The 19,580-nt window shown below is 62.5% G+C and carries 19 protein-coding genes; 12 read left to right on the top strand and 7 right to left on the bottom strand.

Annotation, left to right across the window (positions count from 1 at the left end):
- Positions 1 to 108: 108 nt before the first annotated feature.
- The 6 genes from QYH69_RS05585 to QYH69_RS05560 all read left to right on the top strand — a co-directional run bounded on the left by QYH69_RS05585 (position 109) and on the right by QYH69_RS05560 (position 5,249).
- Positions 109 to 885, top strand: a complete 777-nt coding sequence (locus tag QYH69_RS05585) for a class II aldolase/adducin family protein (protein ID WP_308830898.1) — start codon at positions 109 to 111, stop codon at positions 883 to 885.
- Between the two features lie 42 nt (positions 886 to 927).
- Positions 928 to 1,119 (top strand): 4-oxalocrotonate tautomerase, encoded by a 192-nt coding sequence (locus tag QYH69_RS05580; RefSeq protein WP_308830897.1) that lies wholly within the window; start codon positions 928 to 930, stop codon positions 1,117 to 1,119.
- 295 nt (positions 1,120 to 1,414) lie between these two features.
- Positions 1,415 to 2,806, top strand: a complete 1,392-nt coding sequence (locus QYH69_RS05575) for a cytochrome ubiquinol oxidase subunit I (protein ID WP_308830896.1) — start codon at positions 1,415 to 1,417, stop codon at positions 2,804 to 2,806.
- Positions 2,807 to 2,863: 57 nt separating this feature from the next.
- Positions 2,864 to 3,865: a cytochrome d ubiquinol oxidase subunit II gene (gene cydB, locus QYH69_RS05570; RefSeq protein ID WP_308830895.1), complete on the top strand. Its 1,002-nt coding sequence runs from the start codon at positions 2,864 to 2,866 to the stop codon at positions 3,863 to 3,865.
- Positions 3,843 to 3,998 carry a hypothetical protein gene (locus QYH69_RS05565; protein WP_308830894.1) on the top strand — a complete coding sequence of 52 codons (156 nt, stop codon included), beginning with the start codon at positions 3,843 to 3,845 and terminating at the stop codon, positions 3,996 to 3,998. Before cydB ends, QYH69_RS05565 begins: the two co-directional genes overlap by 23 nt.
- Positions 3,999 to 4,493: 495 nt before the next feature.
- Complete coding sequence (locus QYH69_RS05560) at positions 4,494 to 5,249, top strand: response regulator transcription factor (RefSeq protein ID WP_308830893.1); 756 nt, start codon at positions 4,494 to 4,496, stop codon at positions 5,247 to 5,249.
- Positions 5,250 to 5,323: 74 nt separating this feature from the next.
- Here the strand turns inward: QYH69_RS05560 and pdeM are convergent, their stop codons facing one another.
- The 5 genes from pdeM to QYH69_RS05535 form a co-directional block, all read right to left on the bottom strand.
- Positions 5,324 to 5,992 (bottom strand): ligase-associated DNA damage response endonuclease PdeM, encoded by a 669-nt coding sequence (pdeM, locus tag QYH69_RS05555; protein ID WP_308830892.1) that lies wholly within the window; start codon positions 5,990 to 5,992, stop codon positions 5,324 to 5,326.
- On the bottom strand, positions 5,992 to 8,646 hold the full coding sequence (locus QYH69_RS05550) for a ligase-associated DNA damage response DEXH box helicase (RefSeq protein ID WP_308830891.1): 2,655 nt from the start codon (positions 8,644 to 8,646) through the stop codon (positions 5,992 to 5,994). The genes pdeM and QYH69_RS05550 overlap by 1 nt, the downstream gene beginning before the upstream one ends.
- A 578-nt stretch (positions 8,647 to 9,224) precedes the next feature.
- Entirely contained in the window at positions 9,225 to 9,581 is a 357-nt protein-coding gene (locus QYH69_RS05545; RefSeq protein ID WP_075160350.1) for an immunity 8 family protein, read from the bottom strand.
- Positions 9,578 to 12,355, bottom strand: coding sequence for a DUF637 domain-containing protein (locus tag QYH69_RS05540; RefSeq protein ID WP_308830890.1), 2,778 nt, complete (start codon positions 12,353 to 12,355; stop codon positions 9,578 to 9,580). Before QYH69_RS05540 ends, QYH69_RS05545 begins: the two co-directional genes overlap by 4 nt.
- 290 nt (positions 12,356 to 12,645) lie before the next feature.
- Positions 12,646 to 13,560, bottom strand: coding sequence for an AraC family transcriptional regulator (locus QYH69_RS05535; protein WP_308830889.1), 915 nt, complete (start codon positions 13,558 to 13,560; stop codon positions 12,646 to 12,648).
- A 100-nt stretch (positions 13,561 to 13,660) separates the two neighbouring features.
- Here QYH69_RS05535 and QYH69_RS05530 point away from each other — a divergent pair, with 100 nt between their 5' ends.
- Positions 13,661 to 14,404 carry an SDR family oxidoreductase gene (locus QYH69_RS05530; protein ID WP_308830888.1) on the top strand — a complete coding sequence of 248 codons (744 nt, stop codon included), beginning with the start codon at positions 13,661 to 13,663 and terminating at the stop codon, positions 14,402 to 14,404.
- A 410-nt stretch (positions 14,405 to 14,814) separates the two neighbouring features.
- On the top strand, positions 14,815 to 15,102 hold the full coding sequence (locus QYH69_RS05525; protein ID WP_308830887.1) for a hypothetical protein: 288 nt from the start codon (positions 14,815 to 14,817) through the stop codon (positions 15,100 to 15,102).
- Between the two features lie 39 nt (positions 15,103 to 15,141).
- On the opposite strand, the gene QYH69_RS05520 is transcribed toward QYH69_RS05525, so the two are convergent.
- Complete coding sequence (locus QYH69_RS05520) at positions 15,142 to 16,080, bottom strand: LysR family transcriptional regulator (RefSeq protein WP_308830886.1); 939 nt, start codon at positions 16,078 to 16,080, stop codon at positions 15,142 to 15,144.
- Positions 16,081 to 16,183: 103 nt separating this feature from the next.
- On the opposite strand from QYH69_RS05520, the gene QYH69_RS05515 reads away from it, so the two are divergent.
- The 4 genes from QYH69_RS05515 (at position 16,184) to QYH69_RS05500 (ending at position 19,111) form a co-directional block, all read left to right on the top strand.
- Positions 16,184 to 16,918: an SDR family oxidoreductase gene (locus QYH69_RS05515; RefSeq protein WP_308830885.1), complete on the top strand. Its 735-nt coding sequence runs from the start codon at positions 16,184 to 16,186 to the stop codon at positions 16,916 to 16,918.
- A 12-nt stretch (positions 16,919 to 16,930) separates the two neighbouring features.
- A complete protein-coding gene (locus tag QYH69_RS05510) occupies positions 16,931 to 17,698 on the top strand; it encodes an SDR family oxidoreductase (RefSeq protein ID WP_308830884.1) in 768 nt (255 codons plus the stop codon).
- Between the two features lie 27 nt (positions 17,699 to 17,725).
- A complete protein-coding gene (locus QYH69_RS05505; protein WP_308830883.1) occupies positions 17,726 to 18,325 on the top strand; it encodes an NAD(P)-binding domain-containing protein in 600 nt (199 codons plus the stop codon).
- Between the two features lie 168 nt (positions 18,326 to 18,493).
- Positions 18,494 to 19,111, top strand: coding sequence for a hypothetical protein (locus QYH69_RS05500; RefSeq protein ID WP_308830882.1), 618 nt, complete (start codon positions 18,494 to 18,496; stop codon positions 19,109 to 19,111).
- 183 nt (positions 19,112 to 19,294) lie between these two features.
- Here the strand turns inward: QYH69_RS05500 and QYH69_RS05495 are convergent, their stop codons facing one another.
- Positions 19,295 to 19,579, bottom strand: a complete 285-nt coding sequence (locus QYH69_RS05495) for a hypothetical protein (RefSeq protein ID WP_308830881.1) — start codon at positions 19,577 to 19,579, stop codon at positions 19,295 to 19,297.
- Between the last annotated feature and the right edge of the window lies 1 nt (position 19,580).

Genomic DNA, 19,580 nt, shown 5'->3' with positions numbered 1-19,580 from the left:
CGCCTCGCTGCCGGACGATGCGCCCGCCGACCGGCTCGCTTCGACATAACCCGCTATCATCCTCGTGCTGATGCTTCGCATCCGCCCTGCACACACGAGGAGACATCCATGTCGTTCGCCCACACCCCTGCGAATCGCGTCGCCGCGTCCGGCCCGACTTCCGAGGCCGAGCAGCGCACGCGCATCGACCTCGCCGCCGCCTACCGGCTGGCCGCGTTGAACGGTTGGGACGATCTTGTCTACACGCACATCTCCGCGAGCGTTCCCGACGAACCGGGCCATTTTCTGATCAACCCGTTCGGCTTCGGTTTCGATGAAGTGTGCGCCTCGAACCTCGTGAAAATCGACATCGACGGCAATATCGTCGGCGCGAGCGAGCATCCGGTCAACGCAACGGGTTTCGCGCTGCATGCGGCAGTGCACGCGGCACGCCCGGACGCGTTCTGCGTCATGCATCTGCACAACACGGCGGGCATTGCGGTGTCGATCCAGCCCGCCGGTTTGCTGCCCGCTTCGCAGCATGCGTTGCGCTTTCACGGCTATCTCGCGTATCACGATTACGAAGGCGTGACGTTCTCGCCGGCCGATGGCGAACGGCTCGTCGCCGATCTCGGCGACAAGCCCGCCATGCTATTGCGCAACCACGGCACGCTGACGGCAGGCCGCACGGTGGCCGAAGCGTATGTGCTGATGGCGACGCTGATCAAAGCGTGCGAAATCCAGCTGCAGGCGCAAGCGGGCGGCACGCATCTCGTGCTGCCGTCCGCGGCGGTTGCCGGGCGCGCGGCCGGGCAACTCCACGATGGCGGCGCCATTGAAGGCGGCATCGAGTGGCCGGCCTTGCTGCGCAAGCTCGATCGCATCGACCTCTCGTATCGCGACTGAAGCCGGACTGCTTCAACAATTTCTTAACCAGGAGACGTAGTTATGCCTACCTTTCGCATCGAACTCTTCGAGGGCCGCACCGTCGCGCAGAAGCGCGAATTCGTCGAAGCGATCACGAAAGCGACTTGCGAGTCGCTGAAGGTCGAGCCTTCATCGGTCGACATCATTCTCGTGGACGTGCCGCGTGAAAACTGGGCCACGGGCGGTCGCCTGTGGTGCGATCCGCAGACCTGATTTCGCCCGCTTCCCTCCTCGTTCAGCCGATGTTGCAGCGCGGTGGATTGCCGCACGCCGCATCGGCGCCTGGTTCGCCGCGCGCTTTCATCCAATGCGCATTTCCTGATATCAATCAACTATTTACGCCGCGTTCGGCCGCTGCGGCAACGCGCCTCGCTGCGTAATTTCGACACACGTCGCGGCGCAGCACGATTTTTCACACTCCCTTACGCTTGCGTTCACCTGCCAGACAAAAAGGCGGTGCACGCCGACATGGGTCGCCGTGCGTGGTTCGGATTCCCGGTATCGAAAAATGCACACCGCCCTCTCCGCCTTCGATCTGGCTCGTCTCCAGTTCGCCTTCACCATTTCGTTTCACATCGTTTTTCCCGCGCTCTCGATCGGTCTCGCGAGCTTTGTCGCCGTGCTCGAGTGGCGCTGGCTGCGAACCGGCAAGGCGTACTACAAGGACCTGTGCCTGTTCTGGTCGAAGATCTTCGCCGTCGCGTTCGGCATGGGTGTCGTGTCGGGCGTCGTGATGAGCTACGAGTTCGGCACGAACTGGTCGGGCTTCTCCGCTTTCGCCGGACCCGTCACGGGCCCGCTGCTGATGTACGAAGTGATGACCGCGTTCTTTCTCGAAGCGGGTTTCCTCGGCATCATGCTGTTCGGCTGGCAGCGCGTGAGCCCGCGTGCACACTTCGCCGCGACGCTGATGGTCGCGATCGGCACGTTGATCTCGACGTTCTGGATCCTCGCGTCGAATAGCTGGATGCAAACGCCGCAAGGCATCGAGATCGTCGACAACCATGTCGTGCCGGTCGACTGGTTCAAGATCATTTTCAATCCGTCGTTTCCGTATCGCCTCGCGCATATGGCGCTTGCCGCCTTTATCGTGACCGCGCTCGTGGTCGCGGCCGTCGGCGCATGGCATCTGCTCAAGGGCCGGCGCGACGCCGCAGTGAGAAAAATGTTTTCGATGGCGCTCTGGATGCTGCTGATTCTCGCGCCCGTCCAGGCATTCGTCGGCGATCAGCATGGTCTGAATACGCGCGAATATCAGCCTGCGAAGATCGCGGCGATCGAAGGTATCTGGGATACCGAAACGAATGGCACCGCGCTGAATCTGTTCGGCATTCCCGACATGCAGGCAGAAACCACGCGCTATGCGCTGTCGATTCCGCATCTGGGTAGCGTGATTCTCACGCACAGCTGGGATGGCCAGATTCGCGGCCTCAAGGAATTTCCGCCGCAAGACCGCCCGAATTCGACCGTCGTGTTCTGGAGCTTCCGCGTGATGGCGGGCCTCGGCATGCTGATGATCGCGTTCGCGATGACTGCCTGGGCGATGCGCCGACGCGATCGGCTGTATGAAGCGAAGTGGTTCCAGCGATTTGCGGTCGCGATGGGGCCGACCGGTTTTATCTCGCTGCTGGCCGGTTGGGTCACGACCGAGGTGGGCCGTCAGCCGTGGGTCGTGTACGGGATGAAGCGCACTGTCGATGCGGTCTCGCCGCTCACGGCGCAGCAAGTCGGCATCTCGCTGATGGCGTTTATCGTCATCTATTTTCTCGTGTTCGGCACGGGCGTCTACTACCTGCTGAAACTGATGCGCAACGGTCCGGCGCTGCCCGGCACGACACCCGACGGCGTCCCCGACGACGTGCGCGGCCGCCCTGCCCGCCATGCGTTGCCGGTTGCGTGATTCGAATACCGCGTTTGCATCGCGCGTTGAACCTGATCGATATTTGCGAGGAACAAGATGGACGTCACTGTAGTGTGGGCCGCGATCATCGCGCTTGGCGTGTTGCTGTACGTCGTGCTCGACGGCTTCGATCTCGGCATCGGCATCGTGTATCCGTTCTTTCCCGACGAGAAGGAACGCGACCTGATGATGAACACCGTCGCGCCGGTCTGGGATGGCAACGAAACGTGGCTCGTGCTCGGCGGCGCAGGGCTATTCGCCGCGTTTCCGATGGTCTATGCGACCGTGCTCTCGGCGCTGTATCTGCCGCTCGTGTTCATGCTCGGGTGTCTGATCTTCCGCGGCGTGTCGTTCGAAATCCGCGCAAAGGCGAATCGCACCAAACATTTGTGGGACCTTGCGTTTATCGGCGGGTCGACCGGCGCTGCGTTCTTCCAGGGCATTGCGCTCGGCGCGTTCCTGCAGGGCATCCCCGTTGAAAACGGTAGCTTCGCCGGCAGCGCGTTCGGCTGGCTCACACCGTTTTCGCTGCTGACCGGGCTCGGGCTCGTCGCGACTTATGCACTGCTAGGCTGCTGCTGGCTCGTCGCGAAGACCGAAGGCGATCTGCAACGGCGCCTGCATCGCGTCGTATGGCCGCTGACCGTCGTGCTGCTCGTGTTTATCGCACTCGTCAGCCTGTGGACCCCGCTGCAGGATCCGAACATCGCACAGCGCTGGTTCGATTCGGGTCTGTTCACACGGCTTTTGCCGGTGCCGTTCCTCGTCGCGCTGTGCGCGTTCTTCATGTATCGCGCGGTGCGCGAGCGGCATCACAACACGCCGTTCATGCTGGCGCTCGCGCTGGTGCTGCTCGGCTATATCGGCCTGCTCGTGAGCCTCTGGCCCTATGCGATTCCGTCGAGCGTCACGCTCTGGCAAGCGGCCGCGCCACGCTCGAGCCAGATGTTCACGCTCGCGGGCGCCGCGGTGATCCTGCCCATCATCATCGCGTACACGATGCTCGGTTACTGGGTGTTCCGCGGAAAGGTGCGTCATGGCGAAGTCCACTATCACTGAAGCGAGCGCGCGCCGCCTGCCCGGCTGGCTGTGGTTCGTCGCGCTGTGGTGTGTCGGTGTTGGCAGCGCGATGACGGTCGGGTTTGCGTTCAGGGTGCTGATGAACGCGACGCTGTTTGCCGTCAGCCGCTAGGCCGGATGGGCTCGTCCGCATGCATCGGACATGCGGTGAACACTTCGGTCTTGTCAGTCGTGCGTCGCCCGTCCCCGTTGCTACGCGCGTGCGGATAAGCCTTTTGGCTATCACTTCTCCACGCGGACATCCCTTCAAAAACGTTTCGGCGTACTCGTCTACGTAGCAGGCCGCGGCGCCTGCGCGTCGCGCCACTCGACATCGCATTGCGCCGCCGCTGCCGCGACGCCCGGTACCGGGCCGCGCAGCCCGCAAGCCAATCGCGGTGGCGCGAGGGACCAGCCTCCGGCGACGGCACGATTGCTTTCGCCGGCGAGGACGCCAACAATAAGCAACCGGCAACCAGAGCGGGACGCCGGACGCGGACTTCGAGCCGCGCCGGCTGGCCGTCAGGGGCGCGTATGCCGCAATGCGGAAATTTTCGGTGCGGCGTGGGCGGCATGGACGGTCCGGCGGTGGCAGGACGAACCAGCAGGGCCAATTCGCGGAGACATCATGAAGTTTCTTGTGGCCGACGACCATGAACTGATCCGCCAGGGTGTCAAAGGACTGTTGCGCGGACTCGATCCAGCCGCACAGTTCGACGAAGCCGAGAGTTGGGAAACGCTTGCCGCGCTGGCGCGGCCCGATGCGAACCACGACCTTGCGATCGTCGATCTGCATATGCCCGGCATGAGCGGCGCCGCATCGCTCGAGAGCCTGCTGAAGGCGAATCCGGCGCTGCCGGTCGTCGTGCTGTCCGCCGAGGAGTCGCCCGACGAGATGCGCGCGGTGCTGGCCGCCGGCGCGCTCGGCTTCGTGCCGAAGCGGCAACCGTCGAGCGTCATGCTGAAGGCGATCGAGCTCGTGCTGTCGGGCGGTGCGTATGTGCCGATGGAGGCGCTCAGCCTGCTCGGCGCGCGCGACGCGGCCTTGCCGGAAACTGCAGGCGCGGCGTCGGGCGCGGCGTCCGGTTCGACGTCGAGCGCGGGGGGTGCCGCGGGCGCGGCCGAGGCCGAACCGATTGCGCGCGTCGAAGCGCTGCAGCCGCATCAGCGGCATCTGCTCGAAAACCTGTCGCCGCGCCAGCAGGAAATCATGCGGCTCGTGCATCGCGGCTGGACCAACAAGATGATCGCGCGCGACCTCGGCGTGGCCGAAGGGACCGTGAAGGTGCATCTGTCCGTGATTTTCCGTGCACTCGGCGTGCATAACCGGGCAACGGCGATCGCGGTGATCAACGGGTGGCTGGAGACGGGGAAAGTGCTGTAACGGGCTGCGTCGCCGATGTGCTCGAACAGCTCGCTCGATGGACGCCCCCGGATTCCGGACCGGGTCGTCGTGAGTTATCGGCGCTCGCGAACGGCAATGACCCGGTGCTGCGCGATTGCATAGATCGCCGCATCGTCGGCAAGCTGGTTGACGACGAATCCGCCTGTGAATGCGCCGAACGCCGGAAGCACGCCGTATCTCGTCGCAAAGCGAAAGCATGGCACGCGCACGGAATCCGACCTGCTCGAGATCACGCAGACCGGGTGCTGGTGGCCTGCGAGCGCGTATGCGCCGTCGACCACCTGCGGGTAGTGGCACAGCGCCCAGGGCCCATGCATCCACGGCTCCTGCACCGTCTCGATGTCGAGCGAAAGCGGCAACATTCCGGCGCTACGGTCATGATTGCCTTCGATTGTCACGACGCGCACAGACGCATGCCGCGCACGCCATTCGCCGAGCGCGTCCACCGTTGCGCTGCCAAGCGATGCCCTGCCATGCAGCAGATCGCCGAGGAACACGATCGATACCGGCCGGTGCGTCGCGATCAGCGAATCGAGCCGCGCGAGATCGTCGTGAGTACCGCCGGCCGGCACCGGCACGCCATGCGCGCGGAATACGGCGTCTTTGCCGAAATGCGCATCCGCGACGAACAGGCTGCGCAGATGCGGGTCGAACGCCGCGCGCTGTGCGCACAGTTGCAGCGCGAAGCCGCCCACTTCGGCAGTCAGGGTCTGGAAAGTCATCAGCGTCCGGCCTTGTCGAGCTCGGCCAGCATGCGTTCGATGCGGTCGGCGAGTTTTTCGGTGCTGAGTTTTTCGCGGATGCGCGCGACGATCAGCGGGAATGCGAACGGTGTTGGCTTCTTCGGATGCGTCAAAGCGAGCCGGCACGCATTCATCGCAACAAGCGCGCGCTCGATGCGGCGTAGTTCGAGTTCCTGCAACCTGACCTCCGAATCGGCTTGCGCGAGCAGCAGGTTGTTGCTGTCGTGCTTGCGAAACACCTCGTAGAAGAGACCGCTCGAGGCTTGCAATTGCCGTGCGCTTTTGTGCTGCCCCGGATGGCTTTGGTAAATGAGCCCGGAAACACGGGCGATTTCGCGGAAGCGACGCATCGCCAGTTCCGATGCGTTGAGGCTTTCCATGATGTCGTCGGTGAGGTGCGTGGCGGAAAACAGGCCGCCCGCAATCAGGCTCGCCCAGTCGAACGGTTGCGACGACAGCAGTTCGAAGCCGTAGTCGTTGGCGGAGATCGAGAATGTGCCCGGCTGATGTCGCGACGCGCGCCAGCCGAGCAGCGACGCGAGGCCGATATGTGCAATGCGTCCGGCGAATGGATAGCAAAAGAAGTGATGGCCTTCGCGGGTTTGCAGCGCTTCGACGACGAGTACGCCGGCTTCCGGCAGCGCCGACCAGTTCGCCTGTAGTTGCAGCAAGGGCCGAACCGCGATCATCTCCGGCTCGATGTAGACGCCGCCTTGGGCTTCCGCAAGCATCGCCAGTGTCGCGTCCGCCAACTCCGACGACAGGGGCATTTTGCTGCCTGCCCACTGCGGCATCGCCCCTCGCGACGAACTTGCGCGCCGCACATACGCTGTCATGTCGCGCACGCGCACGAGTTCCAGCGCCCGGCCGCCGAATGTGAAGTTGTCGCCGGGCTTGAGCCGCGAGATGAACGATTCTTCCATCGAGCCGATGCGTCCGCCGCTGAGCCAGGCGACTTGCAGCGTCGCGTTCGAGACGATCGTGCCGATATTGTTGCGATGGCGCCTGATCAGATCTTCGCGCGGCACGCGATACATGCCGTCATCGTGGCGCGCCACGCGGTGATAGTCCGGATACGCGTGCAGCGATGCGCCGCCGCGTTCGACGAAGGTCAGCGCCCAGTCGAATTCGGAGGCGCTGAGGTCGCGGTATGCGAAGGTCGTACGGATTTCGTCGAGCAGATCGGGCGCGGTGAAGCCGCCGCCGATCGCGACGGTGACCAGATGCTGGACCAGCACGTCGAATGGCTTGTGCGGCGTGTCGCGGCCTTCGATCCGCCGCGCCTCGACCGCGCGCCGCGCGGCGGCGGCTTCCACCAGCTCGAGTGCATGGGTCGGCACGATCGTGATGCGCGACGCGCGGCCGGGCGCGTGGCCCGAGCGTCCCGCGCGCTGCATGAGCCGTGCGACGCCCTTCGGCGAGCCGATCTGAAACACGCGCTCGACCGGCAGAAAGTCGACGCCGAGATCGAGGCTCGAAGTGCACACAACCGCTTTGAGTTTGCCGTTCTTCAGTCCGTCTTCGACCCATTCGCGCACTTCTTGCGCGAGCGAGCCGTGATGAAGCGCGATCAGTCCGGCCCAGTCGGGCCGCGCTTCGAGCAACGCCTGATACCAGATCTCGGCCTGCGAGCGGGTGTTGGTGAAGACGAGCGACGTGCGTGCTTCGTCGATGCCCGCGGCGACCGGCCCCACCTGCCGCGTGCCCAGGTGGCCACCCCACGGAAAGCGTTCGATCGTCGCGGGGATCAGCGTGTCGATGATCAGCGTCTTCGGTTGCATGCCGCTGACGGTCGAGCGCGGCGTGCGAACCGGCGCGAGCAGCACATCGGCGGCGAACTCGAGATTGCCGAGCGTCGCCGACAGTCCCCACACTTGCAGATCGGTGCGCCAGCGCGCGAGGCGCGCAATCGCGAGCTGCATCTGCGTGCCGCGTTTGTTGCCAAGCAGTTCGTGCCATTCGTCGACAACCACCAGGCGCACGTGCTTGAGCTCGTCGCGTGCGTCGCTGCGCGTGAGCATCAGCGCGAGGCTTTCCGGCGTCGTGACGAGTGCGCTCGGCATTCGCCGGTTCTGGCGCGCGCGTTCCGCCGAGCCGGTGTCGCCGGTGCGCAGGCCAACGGTCCAAGGCACGGCGAGTTCTTGCGCGGAGCTTTGCAGCGCCCGGGCGGTATCGGCGGCGAGTGCGCGCATGGGCGTCACCCATAGGACCGTGAGCGGATCCGCGAGCGCGCGCGGCGGGTGATCTCCGAACGCCGCCATTGCGCCGAACCATACGGCCCAGGTCTTGCCGGCGCCGGTCGTGGCGTGCAGCAGGCCGCTCGAGCCGGCCGCAATCGCGCGCCAGACCTCGCGCTGGAAGTCGAATGGCTGCCAGCCGCGGGCGTCGAACCATTGCTGCTTGCGGGTGTTGAACGGCAGTGCAGCGTGTTCGGGATCGGGCGAGTAGACGGTTGATGTGAACGTGTCGTGCGGCGGTTCGACGCGCGCTTTCGGTATCCGACGCGGGCGCGGCGCGCGGTGGCGCGTCGGCGGCGTCGTGGAAGCGTCGGGCTGGTCGCCGTCTGTGGTGTCGGTGGCGGTGGCGGCGGTGTCGCGCGCTGCGTGGCGGGCAGGATCGATCGGATCAGTCATTGGCGACATGGGTGACAGACGCGAGATCAGACGCCTGGTGTGATCGATGTTCTGTTGTGACTTGCGGGTGGGAGCAAGCGGCATGCCCGGGGTGGGGTGTGGATTTGGACCTTGGTTACTCTCGGCGCATGTCATGCGCGGAGCTCGAGCAGATTATCGGCTGGCGGGGAAAGCGGGCTTCTAACTCGGGAGATCAGCATGCGCCCAGGCCCATTGGCTAACCGTACAAGCATGCTCTCAGCCGATTTTGAATATCCGCAGTTTCTTCGCAAATAAAGCAGTGTTCAGGTATTCGTTAATCGTGCCGTTGGGAAGCTTGTAGGCACTGTAGTTGAAGGTCGTCCCGTTCACAACAACGGTGCCTGTGCACTGCCCCTGAGGCAACGACGCCCCGATATTGTTGAGGTCACCTGTCACCGCGCTTTGAACTGCGGTTGCATCATAGCCGCCGCCGATAACGTGACGGAAGGTGTGGGTGCTCTGATTGTCGTTAGCCCCGAACTGAATAGTCGAGTCACTCTCGGCTGCACTGTTTGTGGCAACAAGTCACCAACACCGGCATTCGCGACGGCACCCGGCTAACCCTGATAGTCCTCGAATTCCCAAGCACCAATCCTCGCCACCTTCTGCGCCAACTCCCAAAAATTCTTCCCCGTACATCCTTCAACATACCGAGCAATCTCACTCTTAATGCGATCGCAGTCGTAATGAGAGACGATCAACATATGACGCCCCCATACGGCGCCCGCATGAAGATATTTCGTCTTGATCCAATCGGGGGTGCATACCAGTATCTGATACAGATGTCCCCCCTCTTCGTTATCTGGCCCAACTTGCACGGTGACCCAGAAGCCGAAGCACATCTGGTCCTCCGGCAAATCTTTGTCGAAGGCCACATGGCTACCGGTATCGATACTCTTAACGATTGCTTTCATGGCTTTGAGATGTTCAAGTGTCCGTTGCTTATAACCACGCCATTTTCCAGTTGCTGGAAATTTGCCAACACACCGGTAGGGGCGTATTGCACAGGGGTGTTTGGTTTAGCCGTTGGTGGCCTATACACCCGAGTTCCGTCGGCGCTCACTAAACCGCCCGGCACGCCATTTATAGGCCGAGCGCCGTCCCCGACCCACGTTTGCCCAAGGGTATCAGCTTCCGCCGCGGTACCTGTTCCAATGGGGAAGTTGATATTACTGGTGCCGCTGCCGTTCACCGCAGCCGCCAATCGTGGGTCCTGCGCAGCGATATTGGCCAAGTTTTCGTTCGCGAGCTGCCCCTTCAAACCCTGAAGGGTTGCTGCGTTGGCCGTGCCTTCTGACGTACCCGCCGTGTTTGCGGCAAGTGCACCTTCGAACGCCGACAAAGCGAGCGCGCCAAGCCCCAAGGTTGCGTATGTCTCACCCAGCGCGCCAAGCGCCGGGTTGTTGTACTGGAAATACGGCACGAAACTGTCGCTGCCTGGCAGGGACCCACTGCTGATGTTCAGGGCGGTATTCCCGATGCCTGCTAGCACGTCAGTTCCCGCGGCCGCATCCATTACGGGAACGTCCGCGCCAGCGTTCAGCGCCGAGCTAACGTTGTTCAGGAATGCGGTCAGTGCCGCGCCACACGAATTGTGCTCACAGAAGTTGTTGAGCGTCTCGTTCTGGGCCGCCGTTGCTGCTCCCTGAACATTGAACCCGAGCGCGCCCGCAACACTCCCGCTCACCAGCATCTCGATGCCGGCCAACGCCGCTGGCGAAAGATTGCCACTGCCGTTGATGATCGGGTTCACCCCGGCCGACACAGCCCCACCAATCGCCCCACCAGCGCACCCTGTTCCTTCAGCAGCTCCAGCGGCACATCCGAGTCCTGCATGAGCAATCACATAAAGGGGGCTATCCGAACTCATCCAGGAATACTCGGAACCTGCCTTGCCAATGCCATTCGCTCCCACTGCCGCCGCATTTTGCGCAGCCGAGTTCAGCAGTGCACTCCCAAAACTCCCGCCTTCAATAACCGTCTGCACCGACGCTCCGATCAGTGCCTGTCCGCCGATGTTCTCCACCGTGTTGCCGATATCGGCCAGCGTGGTGTTCGACGACGCCTGCGTGACCCCGTTGCCCCAGTTCGTGATCCCGGTGGACCCAAGCAGCCCCTGCGCCAATCCGGCCGTAAGACCCGCGACGCCAGCGCCCTCGATGTCCTGCTTGAGATCGAGGCTGCCCGTCGAAATGACCTGCGAGACCGCCCCCGCTGCAAGCGCGGTTGTCGCCGCCGCAAGCCCGGTCGCCGCGGCACTCCCTAGCACGGCCAGCGTCGGACCGATTGCCGCGAGCGCAATCGGATCAATCAGCCGGTTATAGAGCGCGAACATCTCGGGCCCCATGTACACCGACAGAACCACTGCCGCAATCATGCCGATCAGTTGCCCAATGCCGAACCCACCACCCTCTTTCACGAAATCCGTATGCAGGTTGTCGCTCTCCGACGTCTGCGTGAAATTTGTGCCGAGCTGCGCCTGAATCTGTTCAAGTAAAGCCTGCGTGCGATCGGTGTTCACGCTGCCGTCCGCGTTCAACGCCTGCAACGCCCCACCGATCTGATTGAGCGTCTCGACATTCAGGTCCATGTTCGCCGCGCTCATAAACCCGCCCGGCTGAACCGTGGTGCCTGTCGTGTCGACATACCCGCCCGACACCTTGCTCCATATCTGCCCAACGTCGACCTGATTGGCCTGATTGGTCAGCGTCTGCGTATTGACCGTCAGCGTGTCCGATGCCGTGATGCTGCCGGTATTCAGAATGCTGCCGTTGCCATCCTGATTGAAATTAAGCGTGACATCGGCGCCAGAAATATTCCCACCCGCCGACATCGCACTCGTATCGCTCGGCAGATACACCTGCGGCATCAGCGCGGTGATCGTCGGACAGGTGGCGTTACCGGTCGCCTTGCAATCCGGATCGGGCACGGTCTGCTCGACGTACCACAGCATCGGCTTGTCGAGTTCACTCACCTGTGCCTGCGTCAATGCATCGCCAAGCTGCAGGTTGTTCGCCTTCGCGTAGTCGATCGCGTTCTGATACAGGTACGCCTTCTCCTGCTCGGTCACCGTCGCGCCGCTCGTACTGTCGTAGCTCAGCCCATCGATAAAGCTGGCCTTGCCCGTCTGCTGCAGCGCGGCCTGCTGCCGCAACACGTCCTCTTCCTGCGGGTTGTAGTAGAACAGCGTCGAGCCCGGCTGCAGGTTCAACGGCAGGTTGTTCAGCAAATCCTGCGGACCAAGGTCGCCAATCGCCGAAGGCGCGAGCGAGCCTTCGACGAAGGCCGCCTGACCGGCCACCGCGGTCGGCAACGGATCACCGACACGGCGCGGCGTCGAAAGATTGAGCCCCGGCAAATTCACCGGGCTCAACGAAATAACCTGCGACGGCGCATTGACGCGCGGCGTATACGTATTAGCCGTCGTGATACCGTTGATCAGTTGCTGACCCGTCAACGAAACCGATGTGCCGATCACGTTGCCGACGTTCTGGATCTGCCCGTTCGACGTGATCGACAGATTCGGCGCCTGGATCGTTGCTGCGATATTGCCGACCGGCGTCGGCGGATCGATCGCGCCGCCGGTGTTCGTGTACGCGCTGCCATACAGTTGCGTGCATTCTTCCGGCGACCCGCACGCCCACGTATCGTGCCGCTTGTCACTGCTGAACATGCCCGTTTCCTGCACCCAGTGCGAGTGCCGGGGCCGGCCACCGAAATCGTCGCGCTGCGCGGCTAGCGTCAGCGTCGTGCCGCCGCCAAGCGTGCCTTATCGCGACAGAATTCGGAAGCCTGTAAATCAACTGCCTGTCTACCGGCCGCCTATCTCGATGAGTCGCCGCGAGACGACCATCGCCTGGCGATCCGAATCGGGTGATCGAGCCCGGCGTCAGCGAAGATCCTTTTCGGGTCCAACTGCAGTCGTTCGCCGCCATTTGGCATACCGCATTTCAGCGCAGCCAGTTCGCGTGACGCGGACTACGCGGACGAAGCTCGCATTTGCTCCTGTGCATACCGTGTCGGCGACAGTCCGACGTGGCGCGTAAATGCAACGCTAAAAGTGCTGGCAGAACTGTATCCAACGCGTTGCGCGACTTCCGCAATACTCCGCTTATCGTGCCGCAGCATGTTCCTCGCGATTGCCATACGCCAGGCGAGCAGGTACTCAATCGGCGGGACGCCCACTGCTTGGGTGAACCGTTCGAAGAATGCCGAACGCGATAGCGCTGCTTCCTTCGCCAGTTGCGCAACCGTCCAGCGCCGGCCCGGACTTTCGTGAACCAGTCGGATTGCAAGCGCAAGGCGCTCGTCGGCAAGCCCGCGCAACAGGCCCGGCGACGCCGCCGTGCCCGCAGTGAACCGCAACGCCTCGATCATCAGAACCTCGAGCAGCCGTGCTAGCACGACCTCTCGCGCGGGCCGTTGCGCGCGAGATTCGTCGCCCACTAATTGCACAAGCGTGGCCAGTCTCTTCTGCGCGCGAACGTGCACGAGTTGCGGGAGAAGCGAAACGAGCAAAGCCGCGTCAGGCGAGCCGAAGGTGAAGTGCCCCACGAGCAGTCGAACGTCAGGTGGACCGCTTTGAGCGCCGACTCTGAACTCGGCAGCGGATACCGCAACGGGCGCGATATCGAAGGCCGTCGATGTCGTTGGCTCGATGCTCGACATCGTGAAGTCATGCGCCGCGGGAATCAGCACAAAGTCGCCTTCGTTCAAGGCGATCGGCTTCGGTCCATCGACTGCAAGGCGGCAGGAACCTTCAAGGATCACGCAGTAAAACGGTTGCCCGACCTCCGAACGGCGAACGCCCCATGAACCCGCGCCATTGACCACTTTCGCGAATCGCGCGCGAGGCTGAAGCAACGTGACCACCTCCGCCAAGGGGTCAATCATGTTTGGACTCTTGCAAAGAAAATGTGGACTTTCGATTGTAGCAAGTCCGGTTGCGGCGTCTTATCGTCTCGATTCCGCAATCAACCCACGGCATGTCCCGATGAAAACCGTTCTGATCACCGGATGCTCGTCCGGCTTTGGCCTCGAAACCGCGCGCTATTTCCTCGACCGCAACTGGAAGGTCGTCGCCACGATGCGAACGCCGCGCGAGGATTCGATGCCGCGCTCCAAACGTCTGCGTGTGCTCGCCCTCGACGTCACCCATCCGGACAGCATCCGCGAGGCCGTGCAGGCGGCAGGTCCGATCGACGCTTTGGTCAACAACGCAGGGATCGGCATGCTGGCCGCGCTGGAAGGCACTTCGATGCAAGTCGCCCGCGAGCTGTTCGAGACCAATACGTTCGGGACGATCGCGATGACGCAGGCGGTGCTGCCTCAGTTCCGCGAACGCCAAGCAGGTGTCATCGTGAACGTCACGTCGAGTGTGACGTTGAAGTCGCTGCCTCTGCTGTCCGTCTACACAGCGAGCAAGGCGGCGGTCAACGCATTCACCGAGTCCCTGGCGCTGGAACTCCAACCGTTCAATGTTCGGGTGAACCTGGTGCTGCCAGGCCGGGCGCCGGAAACATCCTTTGGTGAAAACGCGCGATCCCGCATGCAAGGCAACGCGCCCGAGGAGTACGCGGCCTTCACGCAGACTGTCTTTGCTGGAATGGGGCAGGCGTCGCTGGTCACGCGCGCACTCGACGTTGCTGAAGCGGTGTGGCGCGCGGTGAACGACCCATCGTGTCCGCTTCGCATTGCCGCTGGCGCGGACGCCTTGGCGTTGGCCGAATCATGCTGAACCCGAACGTTCCGACAACGTTCGGTCCGCTTCAGTCGACCGGCCGAACCGCTCCATCCGATAAGGTTTTCATGCGCCGCGTGCGACGCCGTTCCAGATCCGCAATCTGGCGATGAGTCGTTCAGTTGACCGCAACGAACGACCATTATTGGCTATGAGCGGTTCGGCAACCGCGCACGGTTTGTTAAGCTCGCTACTCTCCACTTGCAAGCGATCGTATGCCCAACAGCCCGGTCCCGGAGCATTCGATCAAAGTGCGCTGATGCCAGGAAAAGTGTCGTTTCGCGCGACAGGCGATCCTGCCGAGCGCACGGCTGGGAAATTGACACCGACCGTCATCCAGCAGAAATTGCGGCATATCGTGCACATGCGTGCGGCGGCCGATCCATACCGTCACTACCTCGACGGACTTGACCTGTACGGACAACGGGACTTTGCCGATCTGCCGCTTCCCGACCAACTCCACCCTGATGGCCGTGCGCATCGTCGCATCGGCGAACGGTTCGCCGAAATCGTATTCTGCCGCGGTGGCCCCTTCTTTTCACGTCGTTATCAAACGCGATCTGCGTGAGCACCTCGACGCGCGTCCCGAATCGAGCGACATGACCCGCTACCAGCCTGTCGACGGGCAGCTTCGTAATCGTCTCCATGACAAAGAAGAACTTGAATTGCAGTTCGGCAAGCGAATCTTCGTCTGACGTAGACGAAAATGTGCCGCTCCGTACGTCCGATAGCCGTCAGCGACCTTGCACCACCCTTTCCCTCTTCTTCCCCCTTTGCAAAGCATGACAACGCCCAAGGAGTTCGACCAACCGTGTCTCGCATTCGGAAAACGAGTACCCGCGCCGGTGCGAGATCATGAACGTGAGGGCGCGCATGTGCCATGCACGCCGCTGGAGTTTGACCAGTGTTCCCTTTGCGAGATCTTCCTCGACCATATGCCGCGGCATATGCCCCCAGCACAAGCCGCCCCTGAGCAGATCATGCTTCGCGCCGAGGTCGTTCACCCACCACTGGCGTTCGCTCGCGACCCCCTGTTGTGTCTTTTCCGCATCGGGCTGATTGTCGGTTACGACAAGCTGGATGTGCCGCGCAAATTCCTCGCGCGAAATCGGCCCCCCGCTTAAGGCCAGCGGATGCGATGGCGCACAGACGGTCACCATCTGCGCATCGCATAAGTGGTCTCTTTCTATGGTGCCCGGGCTCAGCTCCGGCACATCCGTGATCGTCACCGCCAACGCGCATGTGCCTTCGAGAACCAGACGCTCTCCGCCCTGCATGGTCGTCATGCGCAGATTGATGGCAACCGTCGGAAAATCCGCCTGCAGCGTGCGCAGGCATTCAATCAGATGCGCTCGAGAAAAATAGGTATCAACAGCAATCGAGACCTGTGGAACCCCGGCCTCAGCGATCGAAACCGCGCGCATCTTCATTTCCTCGGTGCGCGAGATCACCCCACGAGCATCGGGCAACAGACTGCGGCCCGCGGCGGTAAGCGTCGCTCTGCGAGTGTTGCGCTCGAACAGCGCTACATCGAACGCATTCTCGAGCGCGCCGATCGCGTGACTGATCGCCGACTGTGCACGCCTCAACTCCCGTGCAGCCCCTGAAAAGCTTCCCTGATCGCACACGGCGACGAAGGCCCGCAACTGATTGATGGTGACGTTGTCGAGCATAGATATCTAAAAAGTAGATGGTAACTATACATCTTTCGTCAATTGGCTTCATGAATCAAGAGCCGCAGAATCGTGTCTGTCGAATTTTTCGAAGGATGCACGAATGAACAGACTGAATGGAAAGACCGCCGTGATCACCGGCGGCGGCACCGGTATCGGCCGTGCCGCAGCGAGGCGCTTCATCGAGGAAGGCGCCTTTGTCTTCATCTTCGGCCGCCGCCAGGAAGCGCTCGACGCCGGTGTGGCCGAACTTGGGCCGAATGCCCGCGCGGTGAACGGCTCGGTCTCGAGCCTCGCCGACCTCGACCGGCTCTACGAAGCGGTGAAGGCCGAGCGTGGAACGCTCGACATCGTGTTCGCCAACGCTGGAACAGGGAGCCCGCTTGCGCTCGGTCAGATCACCGCCGAGCATATCGACGACACGTTCGACACCAATGTCAAAGGAACGATCTTTACGGTGCAGAAGGCGCTGCCGCTCATGGGCCCAGGCGGTTCGATCATCCTGACCGGATCGAGCGCCGGCACCACGGGAGCCGCGGCATTCGCGGCCTACAGCGCAAGCAAGGCAGCGGTGCGGAACCTCGCCCGGACCTGGGCCGAAGACCTGAAGGGCACCGGCATCCGGGTCAACGTGCTGTCGCCCGGGCCGACCGCGACCGAACTCGCGAAGGCAGCGCTAGGCGAAGAAGGCCAGAAGGTCTTCGCCTCGATGAATCCGCTTCAGCGTATGGCCGATCCAGCGGAGATCGGGGCGGTAGCCGCCTTTCTCGCGTCATCGGACAGCAGTTTCATGACCGCCAGCGAGGTCGCCGTCGACGGTGGCCTCGCGCAACTCTGAGGATAAAAAACGATGTCATCATCGCTAAAGGGCAAAACAGCGCTTGTTACCGGTGCATCGCGGGGCATCGGCCGCGCCATCGCAGAACGTCTTGCAATGGACGGTGCGACAGTCGCGCTCACCTACAACGCGAGCAAATCGAGCGCGGATGAAGTGGTCGCGGCCATTGAGAAAGCGGGAGGTACCGCGTTCGCGATCCATGCGGATCTCGTCGATCCGGCCACCGTCCCGGCTTTGTTCGAGAATCTCGACGACGAATTCAGCCGGCGCAACGGCAGCAAAACGCTCGACATTCTGGTCAATAACGCGGGCAATACCGGTTGGCTTGGCTTCAAGGAAGCGACGCCGGAAAGTTGGGACACCTTGATGGCGGTCTACGCCCGCGCGCCCTTCTTCATCGTTCAGGCCGCGCTCGATCGTCTCGCCGAAGGTGGACGCATCATCAACATTTCTTCCGCTGCCGCCACCAAGCCCGTGACGGTTGCGCCGGTCTACTCGATGGCAAAAGCGGCCATCAACACCCTGACCCATACGCTCGCAATCGAACTGGGGCCGCGTGGCATCACCGCGAACGCCGTCGCGCCGGGCTTCACGCGAACCGATGCAAACGCCGATTTTCGGCAGAATCGCGAACTCGTCAAGGCGGTCGAAGCCCAAATCGCGCTGGGCCGCTTCGGCGAGCCTTCGGAAATCGCCGCCGTCGTCGCGTTTCTGGCCTCCGACGAAGGCCATTGGGTGACCGGCCAAACAATCGAAGCGAGCGGCGGTTACAAGCTCTGAGCGCAACGGGAAACGAAGGTGAAACCTATGAGTTACGCCATCATTGGCTTCGGCAAGATCGGCCACGCCCTTGCCAGGGCGTTCGCCCGCAAAGGCATCGAAGTGGCCGTTGCAACCACGCGCGATCCGGCAAGCTTTGCAGCCGATGCGGCCGCGATCGGACCGACGATCATTCCCAAAACCGTAGCCGAAGCCGTCAAGGCAGACGTCATCTTTTTGGCCGTCCGTTTCGAGTCGCACCCGGAGGTCGCAAAAGCATTGCCCGACTGGAGCGGGAAGACCGTCGTCGACGCGATGAACACGCAAGCCCCGCTCGAGGAATTGGGCGGTCTCCCATCCTCTGCTTTCGTCGCGAGGACGTTCACCGGAGCGAGGGCGGTGAAAGGCTTCAATCATCTGGTCGCTGCCGTCCTTGACCAGGATCCGGCCGTACACGGTGGCAGGAGGGTCGTCTTCCTCGCGAGCGACGACGGCGGCGCCGCGGCGGAAATCGGTGCGCTTGCGGAACAGCTCGGTTTCGCGCCGATCCAGCTCGGCGGGCTTTCTGAAGGCGGACTGCTCGTGCATGGGCGCGGGAAAACCTGGGGTCACCTGATCTTCAAGGACCTGATCGCGTTCGACCGGTGAACACCGTAGCCGGTTATTTCGCTGAGTGTGCAGTTCGCACGACGACGATCGACTCCCGCAGGTCATCGATGCACTAGCCTCGCAGAAAGCAGCATGTCGAGCTGATAATCAGAGCGGGCACGAGCGTTGCGCGACGCACGCAACGCTCACCGACCTGCAGGAGCCGACATGCCCCAAACTTATTCGCGCAACTCATGCAATCCAGCAATCGCTTTTATCAATGCACAGCTGCTGAGCCTCTCCGCATACGCGAGCATGCTTGCCGACTGGATCGATAAAGGCGAAAAGGCACCGGACCTCAGTGCAGCCGAGCCGCTGTTCGCGGTCACGCGCACCACCGGTGAAGACCGTGCGCTCGCCGCGGACGGCGCGCCGACCAAACGCACGCCGCCGGCAGATTTGCCCGAGTGGCCGGCGTTCAGCGACGCTGCTCAGCGCCTCGCCTTTGCGACGCGCATTCCGAGTATGAACGCGATCGTCGCGGTGGCAGACTTCTTCGAAGTTCATCAGATGTCGGATTCACGAGCGCCCGAGGTGCAGTTTCTGATGCGTCTGCGCGAAGCGGCGCTCAACAACAATACATTCCGGCTCAACGCGGACGAATACCGTCCGCATGCCGCTTACGGCGACCTCGTCATCGATGCGAAGCTCGACGGCACCCTCCTGTTCTCCGACGGAGAGCAGCCCGGCTTCATGGAGTTCGGCGATACGGTCGGCTTGCTGCGATATCTGGCAGAGATGCTGAGCAGCATTCAGAGGGTCACCAGTTCCGGAGACGCGGGCTAAGCCATCGCGTAGAAACCGTCACCGGAACACGCGAGGTTCGCAGCCCAACGCACGCGCAGCGGCATACCTCTTTTAAAAAGCGACGGCGCGCAGATTGATCTGCGCGCCTTCGATGCGCTGCCACCAGGACGCACACCGTCTGAAGCAAACGTCAGTGCGGCCCTGTGAATTCAACGCGGCGATTTATGAACCAAAGTAAATCGGCTTCATCCCATCGTTTGCGTCGGGACGAATCGAACCTTGAATCTTGTGGCCCAAGCGCGATACATCGCTACGGAACGCACGCAGATGCTGATGGCTTCCCGACGCCGATGTGCCATCCGCAACCCCGCCGGAATCCTGGTTCGCATCGTTCACATGCGATACCTGCGGGTTGACCGGTACGGCCGCCGCATCCGATTGAGCGAAAGACGACACAGCGGGAATAGCAAGAGCGGCAGCCACGACGAGCGATTGAACGAGTTTCATG

It is taken from the genome of Paraburkholderia sp. SARCC-3016, from assembly GCF_031119615.1.
Taxonomy (GTDB): domain Bacteria; phylum Pseudomonadota; class Gammaproteobacteria; order Burkholderiales; family Burkholderiaceae; genus Paraburkholderia.
The sequence above is the reverse complement of the archived record's forward strand: the minus strand, read 5'-3'. Positions and strand labels throughout refer to the sequence as shown.